Source organism: Halolamina salina, from assembly GCF_054653455.1.
This window is the reverse complement of the sequence record NZ_BAAIGE010000004.1, coordinates 85,562-101,736: the sequence shown is the minus strand read 5'-3', so window position 1 is coordinate 101,736 and position 16,175 is coordinate 85,562. Positions and strand designations below refer to the sequence as shown.

11 protein-coding genes are annotated in these 16,175 nt (G+C 56.7%); 6 read left to right on the top strand and 5 right to left on the bottom strand.

Going from position 1 to position 16,175, the window contains the following annotated elements:
- On the top strand, nt 1-2,305 hold a 2,305-nt coding region (locus ACYQZ5_RS14865; protein ID WP_459846725.1), incomplete at its 5' end, for an Eco57I restriction-modification methylase domain-containing protein.
- Between the two features lie 8 nt (nt 2,306-2,313).
- Here ACYQZ5_RS14865 and ACYQZ5_RS14860 read toward each other — a convergent pair.
- From ACYQZ5_RS14860 to ACYQZ5_RS14845, 4 genes are all read right to left on the bottom strand, one after another.
- Nucleotides 2,314-6,120, bottom strand: coding sequence for a helicase-related protein (locus tag ACYQZ5_RS14860; RefSeq protein WP_379730299.1), 3,807 nt, complete (start codon nt 6,118-6,120; stop codon nt 2,314-2,316).
- 79 nt (nt 6,121-6,199) lie between these two features.
- On the bottom strand, nt 6,200-6,421 hold the full coding sequence (locus ACYQZ5_RS14855; protein ID WP_225935246.1) for a DUF8139 family protein: 222 nt from the start codon (nt 6,419-6,421) through the stop codon (nt 6,200-6,202).
- Between the two features lie 11 nt (nt 6,422-6,432).
- Nucleotides 6,433-7,212, bottom strand: a complete 780-nt coding sequence (locus ACYQZ5_RS14850; protein WP_379730298.1) for a RipA family octameric membrane protein — start codon at nt 7,210-7,212, stop codon at nt 6,433-6,435.
- Nucleotides 7,213-7,424: 212 nt separating this feature from the next.
- Entirely contained in the window at nt 7,425-8,258 is an 834-nt protein-coding gene (locus ACYQZ5_RS14845) for a TIR domain-containing protein (protein WP_379730297.1), read from the bottom strand.
- A 224-nt stretch (nt 8,259-8,482) separates the two neighbouring features.
- On the opposite strand from ACYQZ5_RS14845, the gene ACYQZ5_RS14840 reads away from it, so the two are divergent.
- On the top strand, nt 8,483-9,511 hold the full coding sequence (locus tag ACYQZ5_RS14840) for a Cdc6/Cdc18 family protein (RefSeq protein WP_379730296.1): 1,029 nt from the start codon (nt 8,483-8,485) through the stop codon (nt 9,509-9,511).
- A 15-nt stretch (nt 9,512-9,526) separates the two neighbouring features.
- On the opposite strand, the gene ACYQZ5_RS14835 is transcribed toward ACYQZ5_RS14840, so the two are convergent.
- Complete coding sequence (locus ACYQZ5_RS14835) at nt 9,527-10,216, bottom strand: SOS response-associated peptidase (protein WP_379730295.1); 690 nt, start codon at nt 10,214-10,216, stop codon at nt 9,527-9,529.
- Nucleotides 10,217-10,519: 303 nt separating this feature from the next.
- Between ACYQZ5_RS14835 and ACYQZ5_RS14830 the strand changes: the two genes are divergently transcribed.
- The 4 genes from ACYQZ5_RS14830 (at nt 10,520) to ACYQZ5_RS14815 (ending at nt 16,139) form a co-directional block, all read left to right on the top strand.
- Entirely contained in the window at nt 10,520-12,433 is a 1,914-nt protein-coding gene (locus ACYQZ5_RS14830) for a DUF262 domain-containing protein (protein ID WP_379730294.1), read from the top strand.
- Nucleotides 12,434-12,820: 387 nt separating this feature from the next.
- Nucleotides 12,821-13,660, top strand: coding sequence for a hypothetical protein (locus ACYQZ5_RS14825; RefSeq protein ID WP_379730293.1), 840 nt, complete (start codon nt 12,821-12,823; stop codon nt 13,658-13,660).
- Between the two features lie 2 nt (nt 13,661-13,662).
- Nucleotides 13,663-13,968 carry a DUF8156 family protein gene (locus ACYQZ5_RS14820; protein WP_379730350.1) on the top strand — a complete coding sequence of 102 codons (306 nt, stop codon included), beginning with the start codon at nt 13,663-13,665 and terminating at the stop codon, nt 13,966-13,968.
- 2 nt (nt 13,969-13,970) lie between these two features.
- A complete protein-coding gene (locus ACYQZ5_RS14815; protein ID WP_379730292.1) occupies nt 13,971-16,139 on the top strand; it encodes a type B DNA-directed DNA polymerase in 2,169 nt (722 codons plus the stop codon).
- Nucleotides 16,140-16,175 lie beyond the last annotated feature (36 nt).

Genomic DNA, 16,175 nt, shown 5'->3' with positions numbered 1-16,175 from the left:
GCAATGCATTGAGTATTTCCAGCGGCTCGAAGCTGAAGGGCAAGGCTGGGAGCTAGAATCCAGAACGCGAGAAGAGATAGAGGAAATTGAGTCTGGAAAAGGCTCCTCATCACTGTACGCAAAGCGAACGGCCATTCTCAACAATTTGTACGGAGTCGATATCGACGAAGGTGCTGTTGAGATTTGCAAGCTCAGGCTCTGGTTGTCGATGGTCGCTGATATCGAGGATGAACCGAGCGAGGTGGAGCCGCTCCCCAACATCGATTTCAACGTACGACGGGGCAACAGCCTAATCGGTCAACTCGATACGGACATCGAGAGTAACGAAGACGGAGACAGCGATCTCGATTCTTGGGAGGTGAAAACTCGTTTTGAGGACGTGAAAGAGGCCATCAAGAAGCACAAGAAAGCGGAGACCAGTGTTGAAGCCCAAGAATGGCGGAAAGAGGCAGAAGACAGAATAGAGGGACACCGGGACAAATTTGACAAGATCCTTCGGCGAGAATTCCAAGACGCTGGCTTTGACGACATAACGATCGAGGAAATTCGGGAGTGGTCACCCTTCCACTGGCCGTTGGAGTTCGCCGACGTCTTCGAGAAAGGTGGATTCGACGTGTTCATCGGGAACCCACCATGGGACATGCTCTACGCGAATCGCGACGACTTCTTCATCCGCAACGATGAGCAGTTCCGTACCTATCCGTCGGAGGAAAAAGACGGTGTGATGGAAGACCTCCTCTCAAGCCCTGAAGTTGCGTGGGAATGGGAGGACTACAAGGAATCAATGGAAACTCAGGCAGACTTCTTCACGCAGGGAGATGTTTATAAGCTCCAATCTCCAGTGGTGGGCGGTCGAACGATGCCGACAAAGAACGAACTTTCGGCTCTTTTTCTTGAGCGGGTCTTCAGACTCTCCAGAGACGGCGTGAAGGTGAGTCTACTCCTCCCCGGTACTATCTTCGGGGGAGTAATGGGGAAAGACCTCCGAATGCATCTGCTGGACCACACGGACGTGGAGAATCTCATCGGGTTCGAGAACAAGGGTATCTTTGAGGCTATCGACGATAGATACCGGTTCGCGATTCTGACGTTCGAATATGGGGGGAAGACATCAGCTCTTCGGGGGATATTCAACCAACGTGACATGGATATAGTCTACAGGATCGAAGATGAGGCAGTCAACATTCCGCGCGACGTACTCGTCAGTTATTCTCCAGAAGGGGGAATCTTCCCATCCATCACCTCGCAGATCGAAGTAAGCGTCTTGGAGAAGGTAGTTGAGCAGCCTTCCTTGGGTGAAGATTTAGAGGAGACTTGGACAGTTGATATGCTCACTAAGGAGTTCGTTGAATCAACTGATAAGGATAGGCTCTTGACATCGCCGGAGGAGGCCGACTATCCCGTCTACGGCGGCAAAAATATCCACCAGTTCCAGTACGATAATACCCACACAGGAGCGTTAGATGGACCGCAGTACTGGAGTCGGGGGATGTACGATCCACCGAATAGTGCTCAGTACCGTGTTCGAGAGAAGAAATTCAACAGGGGTAATCTCAAACGGGCAATCTACGACGCCTTTGGAGGTTCAGAGACGAGCAAGTCTCAAGTTCAATTCGTAGATGAACTACTCGAAGAACACCGTGGTCACGGACTTGAGGAAGAAGATGTCCTGCTCGATTGTACTGAATACCGAATCGGCATTCGAGACGTTTCTCGATCCCGGGACGAGCGGACGATAATAGCGACGGTACTTCCGAAGGACGTCATTTGTCTCCACACCATTAACACGTTCAAGCCGTTCGCTATTGAGCCGGAAGAGGAACACCTCACAGAGTCCCCACTTCGGTCACCCTACGTCCGGCGATTTACGGATCAAGAACTCTTCGTGGCAACGGGGCTCCTGAACAGCATTGCGTTCGATTTCCTGATGCGAACCAAAGTCGAGACGCACATCGTCAAGCGCGAGCTATTGGAATCCCAGCTACCACGCCTCACCGATGGAGATGACTGGTTCCATTATATCGCTGAACGAGCTGCCCGGTTGAACTGTTACGGAGAAGAATTCAAAGAAATGCGTGAGCGACTCGGCGGAATCGAGGCAGCGGTAGAAGATCAAGAACGCAGAGAATTACAGGCTGAAATCGACGCGGCCGCATTCCACGCGTATGGCCTGGAACGTCGTGACGTGAAGTTTGTCCTCGACGACTTCCATCGCGTTGAGAATCCGAAGCTGATGGACGAGATGTACTTCGATCTGGTCTTGGAGAAATATGATCTGCTGGATCAGAAGGGGCCCCTACCGTAGCTCCCAAATCACTGTCCGACAACCCCCCAGCATACGAGCTTCGCTTGTACATCACTCTCTCCCATCAGTTTTGTCTGGTATTCAGTAGAGGCTTCGACGTTCTCTTCCAAGAACTCCCCAAGCTGACTGAGAAACTCCACAGTCTGCCACTCTGGGAAGGAGTCATACTGCTCGTTTTGGCGAAAGATCTCCCGTAAAATTCGGTCTTCATCCGTGTTCGCCAGCTTTACTTCCTGCAGCCGCTCTTCGATGTCGTTAGCCCATTCTTCTATCGTTTCGAACTCTTCGACAGGAGCCGGCTCATCGCCGTGATTCGGCTGAACGTAGTGACTGATGAAATCGAGGATCGTCTCTTGTTCCTTCGAGAAGGCCTCTCCCTGTTTGAAAGCACCCTCAACTTGGCCCTCTCGAATCACCTCAAGACGCTCGTCAAGCACTGCTTGAATTTCGCCGCGATTCGATAACACCGTATCTGGATTTCCGGTAATCGGGTCGCCGTCAACTGAAGGGTCAATGTTGAGCGTGCTCACGGGCCGCTCTTTGACCTCGTCGGCGAAGGGCTTGTAGTAGAAAGCACGACGGACGCGACCAAGCGGGGACTCGTGGTCATCATCGTCGAACCAGAGGTGGGCAAGGGCGAACACCCCCGGACGAGGACCGGCATCGTGGTCAGTTACATTCGTGTAGAGGAATTCCCGTTCTTCGGGCGGGTCATCGAAGAAGTCCTCAGCGTACTCGAAGTCTTCCGCGGTCAGGTCGTAATCCTCGTTCAGTTCTCGCTTCAGAAGGTACCGTTCGAACGCAGCGTGTTCATTACTCCCAGCGTTGCGGAGGAGCGGATTCTTGCTCGTGTCGTCGAGTTCATTCACATCGTCAATTTCACGGGATTTCTGGAGAGAGTCCTCAATCTCGTCTACCTGTAATTCCCCGATTGTCTTCTCCGTGTCTACACCTGTCTTTTCGAGAATCTGGTCTTCGTTCGGATCGAGGATGTTGTTCTCCTTTCCGACGATGAGCGCGATATCGTTGATCTTTGCCTGCAGACGTTTCAGGAGCTTAATCGCCGCCTCGATGTCGCCGTCCGGGTAGAAGTTGTGGACGTGTTTCTCGGCGGTACTCCCAATCCGGTCGACTCGCCCGACACGCTGGACAATCCGCATCGGGTTCCACGGCAGGTCGTAATTGACCACCACATGAACGTCCTGAAGATTAACCCCTTCACTCAGCGTGTCAGTGGCCACTACGTACTGTAGCTCTGAATCCCCCGACTCGGCGAGCGTTTGCTGATAGCCTGACGCCTCAGGGGCAAAGCGTTGAATAATGTCCTGCTTATTCTCGTCGCCACCCTTGACGACGGCACTGTTCGCCTCGGTAAGTGGTGAATCCGCGTTGTCACAGAGGGTTCGATAGACGTAGTCTGCAGTTGCTCGATACTGCGTGAAGATGAGCACCTTCTGGTCGTGATCAGAGAGGACATCTGCAAGTCGGTCGATCTTCGGGTCGCGGAACTCGCGGAGTGAAAAGACGGCCTCGTAAAAGTCGCGTGTGGCGGGGTCGACTTCGCTCAGGTCACTATTCGGGTAGAGAATCGGATTCATCTCTTCTTCAGGAATATCTGGGAGGACACCAGCGCCGTGGTCAGCGAGCCATTGCCGCGTGGAAACCGCATAATCGCTCACATCACCCGCATCACGGGCGACATCACCGATGAACTGCGAGAGGAAATACGAGAGAAGGGTGAGGTCCTCCCTGATGTACGTCTTCACCTCGCCGATGGTGGCGTCTGCCAGTTCATCTCCCTCGGTATCAGCTCCTTCTTCCGATTGAATAGCGGTGGTATCGAAACCGAATTCTTCGAGTGTTTGTTCGAGATCTTCAGCAGCGTCGGCTCCTTCGACAAAGTCACCGAGTTCAGAGTCATCCCCCTCCCGAACAGTTCGGAGCATATCGATGTCTTCGTCCTCGGGGAGTTCACCAAGAAGGCCGAGAAGCTGGCGTTCGCTCTGATGCAGCGTCTCGATCGACTGGACGAACGCGTACGTTGAGGACTCGAGCCGTTTGAGGAGGTTCAGCTTGTAGAGAGCTTTCAGAGTGCTCCCCGCTTTCGGGTTTTTGACTGTGATGTGGGGAAGGTGGAGGGCGTCCATCACGTCGGGAAGCATCCGATATATTGGCTGGTAGGCCGCCGGCAGGGAGTACTGTTGCTTGTTGAGTTTCGGCGGCTTGAAGCTCATCTCGAAGTCTTCGCTGTCCTGAATCTGATCTTTGACGTGCTTGCGCGTCCGGAGAACCATCACTTCGTTCAGGATATTCGAAATCTCAGAGGAGTGTCGCTGTAGCTGCTCGGTGATTTCTTGCTGTTCGTCGTCGCCGACCTCCTCTTTCCCGGATGCGATGCGTTTTCGCGTCTCCGAGAGTTCGATATATTCGTCGAACGCATCAAAGTCGAGTGACGCCTTGTTCCGAAGTTCCTCCGGGCTGGTGAACAAGCTGATGAGGTTCTTTAGGTCGGTAGCGCTGTTATTGATCGGGGTCGCGGTCAGCATAATCATCGTCTTTCCGCGGAGTTGCCTGAGATTCGCGTGTCGTCGCGTCCCCTTGTAGTCATCATCGTGGTCCGGATTCGGTCGCCACTTCCCGTAGTTCCGGAACCGATGAGCCTCGTCGATAAGCAGGACGTCAAACTCGTCTTTGAGGTCCTGCACCTCGTCGTAGGAGAGATTCTGGAACTTGCTGATACTCATCACGTCAAGGTGCGTGCCGTCTACCTCTAACCCGAAGTACGGATTGCCGTCTTCGTCAGTGTCGTTCTGGAGTAGGTCTTCCCACTGATCAGTCAGGTTGGCCGGGACAATGAGGAGACAGTGGTCGCCACGTTGACGGTAGTCGTGGAGGAGTTCACCCCCAATAAATGATTTTCCCAGGCCGACCGAGTCGGAGACGATGCACCCGTTGAACTGGGAGAGCTTCTCCTTTGCACTCTCGTACCCGAGCTTCTGGAAGTAGTACAGTGGGCTGTCACGGATGTTGACGTTCCCACTCAGTTCGTCGTAGGCGAGCAGCTTGTAGAGCTCGAACGGTTCGAGATACGTGCCCAGCTCCTCAGATGACGTTTCCTGGTCGGACTCGTCCTCCTGCTGTTCCTTCCAGTCCTGGTACTCCTCGCTGTTCTCGATGATTCGGATGATTTCCTCACTGAACTCCTCGGCGTTGGCCCACTGGTTGTCGTACCACTCCTCGAACGCTTCGGCCTTGTGTCGATCCTGACTCGTGAGGTTCAGCTCGATGTTGTTCTGGTGGCCGCTCTTGGTGAAGTTCGAGGAGCCGACAACTGTAGCACATGGGCGGGTGTCTTCATCCCCGTCGTGTCCCCAATCTTCGTCATCTTCGAGTGGCGCTCGAAATGATGCACCCTTTGCGTGGAAGTAACCGTTTTCAGGATTTCGCACACGGACGCTCACCTCGCCTTCGGCGATAAAGTCTCGTAGCCGGTCTAGTCGGCCGATCTGAGCGTTATTCAGCTCCGAGATGCTTTCTCTCACTTCTCTTTTGAGTTCCTCTTTGAGATTCTGTCCCTCACCGATTTCGTCAGCAGTTCCCCTATTCGTCTGACGACCCATCAAAATCCGAAGCGGAGCGTGGCCGAGATCATCGGGGTCAGCCAAGTTTTCAAGGTCTTCCCGGTAGAGGTCAAATCCTGAGAGATAAAAGTAGCCAGTTGCGATACGGCCTTCCTCGATCTGGGGAATGATCCGCTTGTAAGCGTCTTCTAGTGTTCTGTTGGCGTTATCGACAAGCGGAGGAAGTGAGAGCATCGTAATGCCGAGATGTATTCAGTACGCGAACTTAGTGTTTAGTGACCTCCCTACAGAGGTGGCACCAGACAATAGTCAATCAAACTGGCCGAAGATCCCGCCAGCGGACGTCAACGGTGTCACCATTAGCGATTTCAACCCGAAAAAGATAGCCCTCTCGTTGATCATCAGTCACAGCTCCCGCATCGTCTGAGATGATCTCAACGACTGTTCCTCGACGTCCATGGAGGCGCTCGTGATCTGGATCTGTCTCGTCCGGGATATCGATTCGGACCGTGTCTCCAATATCGAATCGTTTCATAGTAGGTGTCATCAGCTCCGCGTCCAGAATAGCCCTATCGAACCAGCCATAACGGTTGCACCGATTATTAGCCCGACTGTGGTCGGAGACGGCAGGGAATAGCCTGCACTCGTGAGCAAAGGAGTTAGAATGAACCCACCAGCGTATCCTCCGACAGTAAGATATCCAGCGGCAAGGAGACGGACAAACCACTGTTCGACAATCGTATGCGAGCGGTGATCAGGGTCGTCATCAGGTCGGGGCTCAACGATTTCCGGATCGGGCTTTTCCCGCTTGAGGTATCGCCATTCATCAAGATACATTCGGACAGGAAGGGCAGACTCGATTTGGTTGAGAATAGCATATCGGGCCTTGTTCAGCCGGCGATACGACTGTAAACTCTGATACCAAAAGTAACAGATCAGACTTCCAAATCCAGAGGCGAATAGAACGATTGCAGCACTCGTAGTCGTCAAATTTCCTCGGGCGAGAGCGAAGAGTCCGGCTAGTATCGACGTCAAAATCAAGCCGAAAAATCGGTTCATCTGAACCCGCTGATTCGCAGTCTCGATTGCCACCTCCCCATAGTGGATGTATTGATCCATCAAGCGATCCGTCTCTTCGTCGTTCAGATTTGTTAACGGCCCATTCTCTACGGCATTGGGCTCGGCCGATTCGGCCGGGTCTCCCCCAGTAACCTCTTCGGGGTGTTCCGGCTCTGTTTCAGGCGTGTCTTTGTCCTCGGTATTTTCGCCAAGATTTGCATTATTCGGCTCGCTCTCGCCAGAGGTCTCGTCAGTTGGTTCAGACATATTCCGCTAAGGTGTCGGCGAATGATGCTTTGCGCCATCCTAAGAATAGGGGACCGTAGAAACAGTTCAGATCCAAACGCTGTTCGGTCGCCATTGCGCTTTCTGCGTAGTGCCTGTACTGATTGATGAGCGTCTTATCACGCTCTGGCCGTCTGGGTGAAGATCGTGTACTGCAATCCCTCTGTCTTGGGCCATACTCGACCGAGGGTGAATCATGCATGCTTCGCGATGGCGTTCACGATAGACTTCTGCCGCCAACCGACAATCTCATCGGCTTCCTCCTTTACCACAGCTGGAAGTCGCTCGTTCCCGTTCGGTCGCACACCGATAATAGGTTTCTCGAAATGGTCTGCCATCTCAACCTCCTCCTCGATCCACTCGCTGTGCGAGACGTACATCCCAGCGACGACGACGACCACATTTGCCTGCCCAACCTGCTGATAGAGCTGCTGACGAAGATCATTCTTATCTTCAAACTCCATCGGATCGTCCTCTGGGACACTGAAGTTCTGCCAGTCCAGCTGATTTTCATCATCGAGGAACTCCTCAATACGTTCACGTTGTTCGGAGTACTTCCACGAGTGACTCACAAACACCCGATACGGCCGATCTTCCAGAGGGAGACGCGGCTGCGTCGACGTGCCGGTCTCATCTGTTGTTGAACCAGATGAAACTAGGCCACCAAGTCCTTGAGCGCCCTTGTATGTGAAATAGCCTGCCACAGCAGCAGCGATAATGAGTTCAGGGGCGTCGTGCCAAAGGTAACGAAGTGGATCGTCGTGTGGATCATGATCAACTTGTCCACCTTTCCAGTCGGCATATCCGGCGAGGAGGTCTTTTCCGAGATCGACGACATCGGTATTTTGTTGGTTTGTGGTTGGACCGGATGTCGTATCGGAGCCTCCAGTAGTATCCTCGAACAGGCCAGCAAACGGATCGTCTTCCCCGTTTGATTTGATAAGGGCGTTCACGTCAAGGCTTCCGGTGGGGCTTTGCACCTCGACGGTCGGCACGTTGGTGACAGGGTCGTTTTCGTTGGGTGTCACAGGCGATACATCGCAATTTGGATATTTAAACCCAAGGGGATATTTGCTATTCAGGAAGGTTCGTGTTTCCGTGAACTTCCGAAAAGCCACCACGACAGATTCCTTCCAAATCACCACAAAGAGACCCGGTATTCAACCGATGGCCAATTGGTGAGATTTGCTTTCCGGAAACAACCCGGTCACGTATTTATGGCCTGGCGCAGAACCAGTCACTTACTAACACAATGATCCGCGATGCTCGCGTTCTCCGCGCCGGGTTCGTCCCTCGGGAAGTTGAGCATCGCGACGCCGAAGTCAACCACCTCTCTAGCGTCCTCGAGCCCATCACGAATGGTGAACCCGCCGACACGGCCATCGTCACCGGACCCAGCGGCGCCGGCAAGACGTGCATCTCGAAATTCGTCACCGAACGCCTACGTGAGGAGGTCCTCGACGTCGAGACCACCTACGTCAACTGCTGGCGCAATTACACCCGGTTCCGCACGCTCTACCAGATCCTCGACGATCTCGGCGCAACCATCGACATCCACCGGCAGTCGACGCCGCACGACGAACTCGTCGATCGCCTCCAGCAGCATGACGGCCCGCGAACCGTCGTCATCCTCGACGAGGTCGACCAGCTCGAAGACCCCAGCGTCATCTACGACCTCCACAGCCTCCCGCAGTTCGCGATCATCTGCATTGCGAACAAGGAAGAGGAGCTGTTCAGCCGCGTCGACGACCGGCTCGTGAGCCGGCTGCGCTCCAGCGAACACGTCCGGATGGACAAGTACCACGACGAGCAGCTGTACGACATTCTGAGTTCGCGGGCGAAGTGGGGGCTCGACGAGGACGTCATCACCGACGACCAGCTATATCGAATCGCCGACGCGGCCGCCGGCGACGCACGCCTCGCAATCGGCATCCTCCGAACGGCCGCCGGCAAGGCCGATCGCGAGAACCACGAGCGCATCACCGACGATATTCTCCTGGACGCCGCCGAGGATGCTCGGGCCCAGATCAAGCAGAAAAGCCTCGACTCGCTCACGCCGCACCAGCGCGTCGTCTACGATATCGTTCGCAAGCACGGGCCGGTCGGGCCGAGCGAGATCCACGAACGCTATTCCGAGGACGTCGATGATCCGCGGACGAAACGGACTATCCGCACGTACCTCTCGAAGATGGAGCAATACAACCTCCTCGAGGCGGAAGGGACGAGTCGGGACCGAAAGTACTCGCTCGTCGATTCAGCAGCGGCGTCACCGATGCAGTGACCGTGACGCCGCGACCTACCCCGAACTGAACTCGCCGAGGCCCGATTGCTCGTGGTCTAGCGGCTCGATGACCTGGGGATCGTCGTTGTCAGGGTTGTTGACCCGCGTCGAAATCTCGTAGGCGTCCAAATCGTCCTTCGGATACGGCTGGCACAGTTCCTTGCGAGTGTCCGGGTCTGCGGCGAGCCAGTCGGACTCAGCGTCCTTTGGGAGGACGATCGGCATCCGGTTGTGGATTGAGTTCATCAGGTCGTTCGGCTCCGTCGTGAGAATCGTGACGCACGAGATCGCCTCGTCCTCGCCCTCCCAGACGTCCCAGAGCCCGGCCATCGCGAACGCGGGGTCGTCCTCGCGGTGAATCCGGTAGGGCTGTTTTGTCCCGCCGTTCGGCGATTTCCACTCGTAGAACCCCGAAGAGAGGACCAAACATGGGCGGGATTCCCACGCCCGCTCGAAGACGCGTTTCTCGTCGGCAGTCTCGGAGCGAGCGTTGATGATGCCCTCCTCGGGCTCGTCCGCCCAGAACGGAATCAGCCCCCAGTGGTAGGCGTCGATCTCGTCGGAAGCCTCGTTCGTGATGATGTGGAGGTCGTCGCCGGGTGCAATGTTGTATCGGGGTGTATACCCGCCGTCAGTGACGACCTCGGCGTCGAAGCGAGCCTCGAGGTCAGCCTGATCGATGAAGAGCGAGTTTCGGCCACACATACCAGAGGGTTCGGAGGGTGGCATCTTCAACGTGGTCGCACAGGAACTTCGCGGCACCGACGTACTTAACCAACATTCGCCCCCGTTATGCATAGAGCGTTGGTTAACGGAGACAGTACTAGACAAGACTGATTCTGGAAACTTCTCGGAACCAGGCGCACAATCCCAAAAATTCGGTGGCTAACTCACCCACACCGTAACTCAGCAGTTCAGCCAAGCCTTCGAGTTAACCCGGGGCAGAATACACCCGGAATTCGATGGGCGACGACAGAGTATTTATACTCTTCTTCCGTTCTGGTGACTATGTCCAGACAGGTCTCGGATTATTTGTCTGAAATAAATGACCATATCTTTCTTCCCGGCCTCCAGCGGGAGTTTGTCTGGAATCCCAGGCAGATTGAGGAACTGTTCGATTCATTGATTCGAGACTATCCAATCGGAGCCATAACTGAATGGAGAGTTCGAGCGGCCAATATCAGCGACTACAACTCGTATAATTTCCTGCGGATGTACGTTGCCGATGACTATCGGCCACCGGATCCAGTTTTGGCGGAGTACGACCTCTACAATCAGGAGGTTGAAGACAAAGAACCGGAGATTCTGATTATAGACGGCCAGCAGCGCTTGAACTCGCTCTATATCGGTGTCGAGGGTGGAATTACAGTATATAATGGCGGACGGGGGAAGCCCAGTGATGAGCTCCAGTACTGGGAAGGCCAGCGGCTGTGTGTTGACCTATTCGGTCACCCAGAGTACGATCGCGACGATACAGCAGGCGACTACGAGTTTGAGTTCAAATCGACGGGGAAGTTTGGAGGAACGGACGAGACGGGCTATACCATGACCGGCGACACGCGACACCTTTGGATGCCGGTCGGGGAGTTATGGAACGGAGGGGACGAAGGGAGCTCCGGGAACTCCACGGTACTTGAGGGAAGATCGCTTAGCGAAGTCGTCGATGAATACGTGGATACCGCCGAACTGAGGGCGGACAACGAAACCCGCTACCAACTGCGCAGTATTTCGATGGCCGTCGCGAGAGACATTACGAGCAACGTTCTACAGGACGATCTCGAAACGGACAGTACGAACAAGGATAGATCCGAAATTCCCGAGATATTCACGAGGCTGAACATGGAGGGCTCTGATCCGAAGCCCTACCAGCTCCTCCTCTCAAAACTAATGAGTTATTGGCCGTACGCAGAAGAGGAGGGCGAGCGGATCAATCCTAGGGAGGTCATCCAAGATTGGATTGACGAATTTAAACAGAAGTTCCCTGAGTATGAGCAAGAAATCGACCGGAAGCTGTTCCTCCGGTATACAGCATACTTAGTCGGAACGGACCTCCTCCGCAGCAATCTTAGCAGTATCGACGAAGAAAGAATGGACGAGATGCGCGAGCGGTGGCTGTATAATGAGCCCGTCGTCGCCGGACGGCGCTTCGAGTGGTTTCGGACATCGCTCGAGAAGGCATTCCAGACAGTAATCGAGAGCGGGATTCGGAGCTCGGTTATGAACACGATGCCCATCTTCGCACTACTTGGCGTGTTCTATTACCAGAATCCTGATGCTGAGGTCTCCGACGCGAACCGGGAGAGTGTTTTCCAGTTCGTCGCAAGATCCCTCTTGCTGAACAAGTATTACCAGGTTCTGACCTACGGCAAGTGCCGCAACTGGATGCGATTCCTTCGCGAATGGGAACCAGAACCCAACGAGCCCATCGTTTTCCCAGGAGAGGAGCTATTTGAATCGGAGAACATCAGCCCATCTGCTGAAGACATCCGTCGAGTCGTAGCCAACGCTCGTTACGAGAGCAGCCCAGGAGAGCCTGTATTTACCGACACAGATGTCACGGCAGTACTCGGCCTCATTGAGGAATCATATACGCAATCCACGTCCACCAGTATTGGCGACTACTCGGTTGACCACATCTACCCGAAAAGCAGGGCAGAATCAGTATCTGAATCTATTGGAGAGGCTGTTGATCTTAATCGAATCGGGAATCTACAGCTGTTGCCACACGAGATGAACGAAGAGATCAAAAGCGACCAGTGGCCCCACGACTGGTTGGACGACCTCGGCAACGCCGAGGCTGAGCGTATCCAACGTGTAAATCAGTATCCTGATATCGAGCCCACCCCGGAGAACGCACAGGCGTTTATCCAGGCTCGCGAAGAGCAGATTACCGACTACTTGATTGACAAATACGTGAAGTGAGAACTGCACGTCGCAGTTTCCTATAGAATTTCCACAGAAATCAAACTGAGACAACGGGCAACTGAGCTCCTTACGTATTAACCAACAGACCAAGGGTGTATGCATCCAATTGTTGGTTAACGGAGGAGGCGCCTCATATCGGAATTGTTCTCGGAAGTGTCCCTCCTAACACGAAAACACGCAAACAGCGACGCTACTTGTTGTATTCAGATCGGTTCCCTGAAACGCGGAAGTGACACGCCGCGGCTTATCGGGAACGTGGACATATAGTTGAGTATGCCCAAGCACTCTACATCAACATCGAACCGGTTGGCGGTCGACCAGCCGACACGGGGCGCTGACCGCAATCGGTCCCTCGCTGACCAGGCCGATCCGGCCACGGACGAGATGCTGCTGCCGTCACTCGACGACGGCATCACGCTGCTCGACGTCGAGGGAGGCCGCGGCGTCCCGATCCTGCAGTCGCTCGTACTCGACCATCTCCTCCTACACGACGGGCCCGCCTTCTGGGTCGACGCAAACGGACACGCGACAACGACGACACTCGCTCAGATCGCGCCCAGTCAACGGTTGCTCAACCGAATCCACGTGGCGCGCGGATTTACCGCCTACCAGCACTACGGCGCCGTCTGTGATCTCCCGACGGCAGTGAACAAGTCGATCCAGACGTCCACGGCCGATACCGGGGCGGCCGGTCGAGGGGAACCAAGTCGTGACGAGGACACGTCGCCCCACACACCCGCCCTCATCGTCGCGCCGGCGGTCGACGCCCAGTACCGCGCCGACGATACCCTCGGTGAGACCCACGCGAAAACCCTCCAGGCCCGAACCCTCGCCCAGTTGGCGACCTACGCCGAAGGGTACGACATCCCGGTGCTCGTTACGCGAAACGAACGAAACGAATTCACCGAGCCGGTCGCGACGGTCGCCGACCATCACCTGGAGTGCGAGCAGACCCGAATGGGGCCACGGGTCGTCGGCGAGGACTTCGAGACGCTCGTCTATCCCGTCGACGACGGCGCGTACTACCAGACGACGTTCGCGTACTGGCGGCAGCTGCTCGCGGCCCGCGCCACGCAGGTCGGCGTGGAACCGACGACGCCGGCGCCGTCGACGCCGACCCCGGAGGGTGTCGGGACGGGCGTCACCGCTGACGGTGAGACGGTGGCGGCCACCGCGGATCCCTTGCTCGATGCGTGGACTGCAACCGGGACAGGAGGCCGATAGCGATGGGGCGCACAAACCCGACGTACCGGGATGCGCTGCGGGCTATCGAAGAGCGCTGGGCAGAGTTCCGGCGGGCACTGCGGCGTCGCGACCAGCCGCGATTCGACCGGTTGTTCGAGTACGCCCGCGAACACGCCGACGCGAGCGGGTTGTTGAACCACCAGAATCCGCTGCTGCCGGCGCTACTCAGCATCGATCTCGAACAGGAGGCCCGCCTCGACGACCACGAGGAACGCCTTGAGGAGCTCGAAACCGCGGTCACAGCGAGCGATGACCAGGAGAGCTCCCCACCGGACTCGAACCCGTGACGATGCCGTTCAGTATCGACTTTCTGGACGACGGCCGCGTCCTGGAGTGGGAGGGAACCGCCGACGGCGCCGTCGCGACCGAGCGCGATGACTACACCCCACGCTTCTACGTCGCCGCTCGCGACCCAGCGTCCGACCTCGACCTCACGACCCTCCAGTCGGTGTACGACCAGCACCCGGACGTCGTCGCGACCGAGATGGTTACGCGATGCCCCGGCTTTCGACGGGCCGAGGAGACCGTTCTCGCGGTCGACGTCGACCACATCGACCGCGTCACCCCACTCGCCCGGCAGGCACGCCAGCTGTCGGCCTATCCAGTCGGGGATCTCGCCTGTTTCAACGTCGACTTCTCGCGAGAGTTCCGATACTGTCTAGAGACCGGCGCCGATCCGACGCCGGCGAGCGAGCTGTCGACGCTCCGGCTCAGTGTCCCGGTGACCGAAACGAGCAACGACATCTATGGGGAGCTGTCCGTCGCCGGCGACACCGTCACCGGCTCGCCGACGGATCTCCTGACCGCCGTCCAGGGGGCGCTCGACGCACACGATCCGGACGTCCTGGTCTGCTCGACGAGCGAGATCGTCCCGACCCTGTACGAGATGGCGACGGATGCCGGCATCGACGACTTCTCGCTGAGCCGGTGGCCGGGCGTCGACTACCAGCAGCTTGCGAGCCAGTCGACGTATTCGAGCTACGGCCGCGTCGGTCACTCTCCGGCGCAGTACAACGTTCCCGGCCGGGCGATCATCGACGAGTCGAACACGTTCTTCTACGGGGAGACGAACCTCGACGGCGTCCTCGACCTCGTGTCGCGCTCGAAAAAGCCCGTCCAGGAGATCGCGTGGGCGTCGATCGGGAACGTCCTCACGGCGATCCAGATCTGTGAGGCCCACGACCGCGGCGTCCTCGTGCCGTGGAACTCCTGGCGTCACGAGTTCTACAAGCCGATGGGGACGCTCCACGATGCCGACCGCGGCGGCTTCATCTTCGCGCCCGAGGTCGGGCTTCACGAGAACGTCCACGAACTCGACTTCTCCTCGTTGTACCCGAACATCATCTGTACCCGGAACGTCTCGCCGGACGTCATCCGGTGTGAGTGCCACAGCGACCGCGACGACGTCCCCGGCCTCGGGTACTCGATCTGCGACGACCGGGGTTACCTCGTCGACGTGCTCCAGCCGATCATCGACGCTCGCGACGAGATCAAGGCGGCCATCCGTCGCGAGAAGGAACGAGACGACCCCGATGAGGATCGGCTGGCGGAACTCGAAGGGCGGTCGGGAGCGCTGAAGTGGATCCTCGTCGCCTGCTTCGGCTATCAAGGGTTCAGCAACGCGAAGTTCGGCCGCATCGAGTGCCACGAGGCGATTAATGCATTCGCTCGTGAGATTCTGCTGACGGCGAAACAGCGACTGGAAGCTGGCGGCTGGCGCGTCGTCCACGGCATCGTCGACTCCATCTGGGTGACGCCCGACCCCGACGTCGACGACGATGACCGAGAGGACCTCGGGACGCTCGCGACGGCAATCACGGAAGAGGTCGAGATTCGGCTCGAACACGAAGCCCACTACGACTGGGTGGCGTTCGTCCCGCAGCGCGAGAGCGACGCTGGTGCGTTGACGAAATACTTCGGGAAGGTCGCCGGCGGCGACGACTTCAAAATCAGAGGTATCGAAGCCCGACAGCGTTCGACCCCGCCGTTCATCGAGGACGTCCAACGGGATTGTCTCGACCGGCTCGATACCACGCGGTCACCGGACGCAGTGCTCGGACGGCTCGAACGAGCTATCGACGAACTGCAGGCGGGCAACGTAGCAGTGGAGCAGCTCGTCGAGCGGAACCGTGTCTCGAAGCCCCTGGAAGGCTACTCACAGAATACCCAGAACGTGGCCGCCTTGAAGCGAGCCCGCGAGCAGGACCTGGCAGTCCACCCGGGTCAGGATATCGAGTACGTGGTCGTCGACGACGAGAAATCCTCGCGAGACCGGGTCGCCCTCGCCCACGAGGAGATCGAGACCTACGACGCCTCGTACTACGAGACGCAGCTGGTCAGAGCGGTCGAGAGCGTGCTTTCACCGCTCGGGTGGGACCGCTCCGACATTCGTCGAGAGCTCTCCGGTGAGAGGGACGCCGTTTTGAGCTCGTTCGGTGCCACCAACGAACTGTCGTAGTGGACCCCACCCCTGGTTTCCGTCGTTTCGAACCAA

Bases quoted from the DNA above. Each gene is read 5' to 3' on its own strand.
- ACYQZ5_RS14855 (WP_225935246.1), bottom strand. From the start codon at position 6,421: ATGAAACGATTCGATATTGGAGACACGGTCCGAATCGATATCCCGGAC.
- ACYQZ5_RS14815 (WP_379730292.1), top strand. From the start codon at position 13,971: ATGCCGTTCAGTATCGACTTTCTGGACGACGGCCGCGTCCTGGAGTGG.
- ACYQZ5_RS14825 (WP_379730293.1), top strand. From the start codon at position 12,821: ATGCTGCTGCCGTCACTCGACGACGGCATCACGCTGCTCGACGTCGAG.
- ACYQZ5_RS14860 (WP_379730299.1), bottom strand. From the start codon at position 6,120: ATGCTCTCACTTCCTCCGCTTGTCGATAACGCCAACAGAACACTAGAA.
- ACYQZ5_RS14835 (WP_379730295.1), bottom strand. From the start codon at position 10,216: ATGTGTGGCCGAAACTCGCTCTTCATCGATCAGGCTGACCTCGAGGCT.
- ACYQZ5_RS14820 (WP_379730350.1), top strand. From the start codon at position 13,663: ATGGGGCGCACAAACCCGACGTACCGGGATGCGCTGCGGGCTATCGAA.
- ACYQZ5_RS14840 (WP_379730296.1), top strand. From the start codon at position 8,483: ATGATCCGCGATGCTCGCGTTCTCCGCGCCGGGTTCGTCCCTCGGGAA.
- ACYQZ5_RS14850 (WP_379730298.1), bottom strand. From the start codon at position 7,212: ATGTCTGAACCAACTGACGAGACCTCTGGCGAGAGCGAGCCGAATAAT.
- ACYQZ5_RS14830 (WP_379730294.1), top strand. From the start codon at position 10,520: ATGTCCAGACAGGTCTCGGATTATTTGTCTGAAATAAATGACCATATC.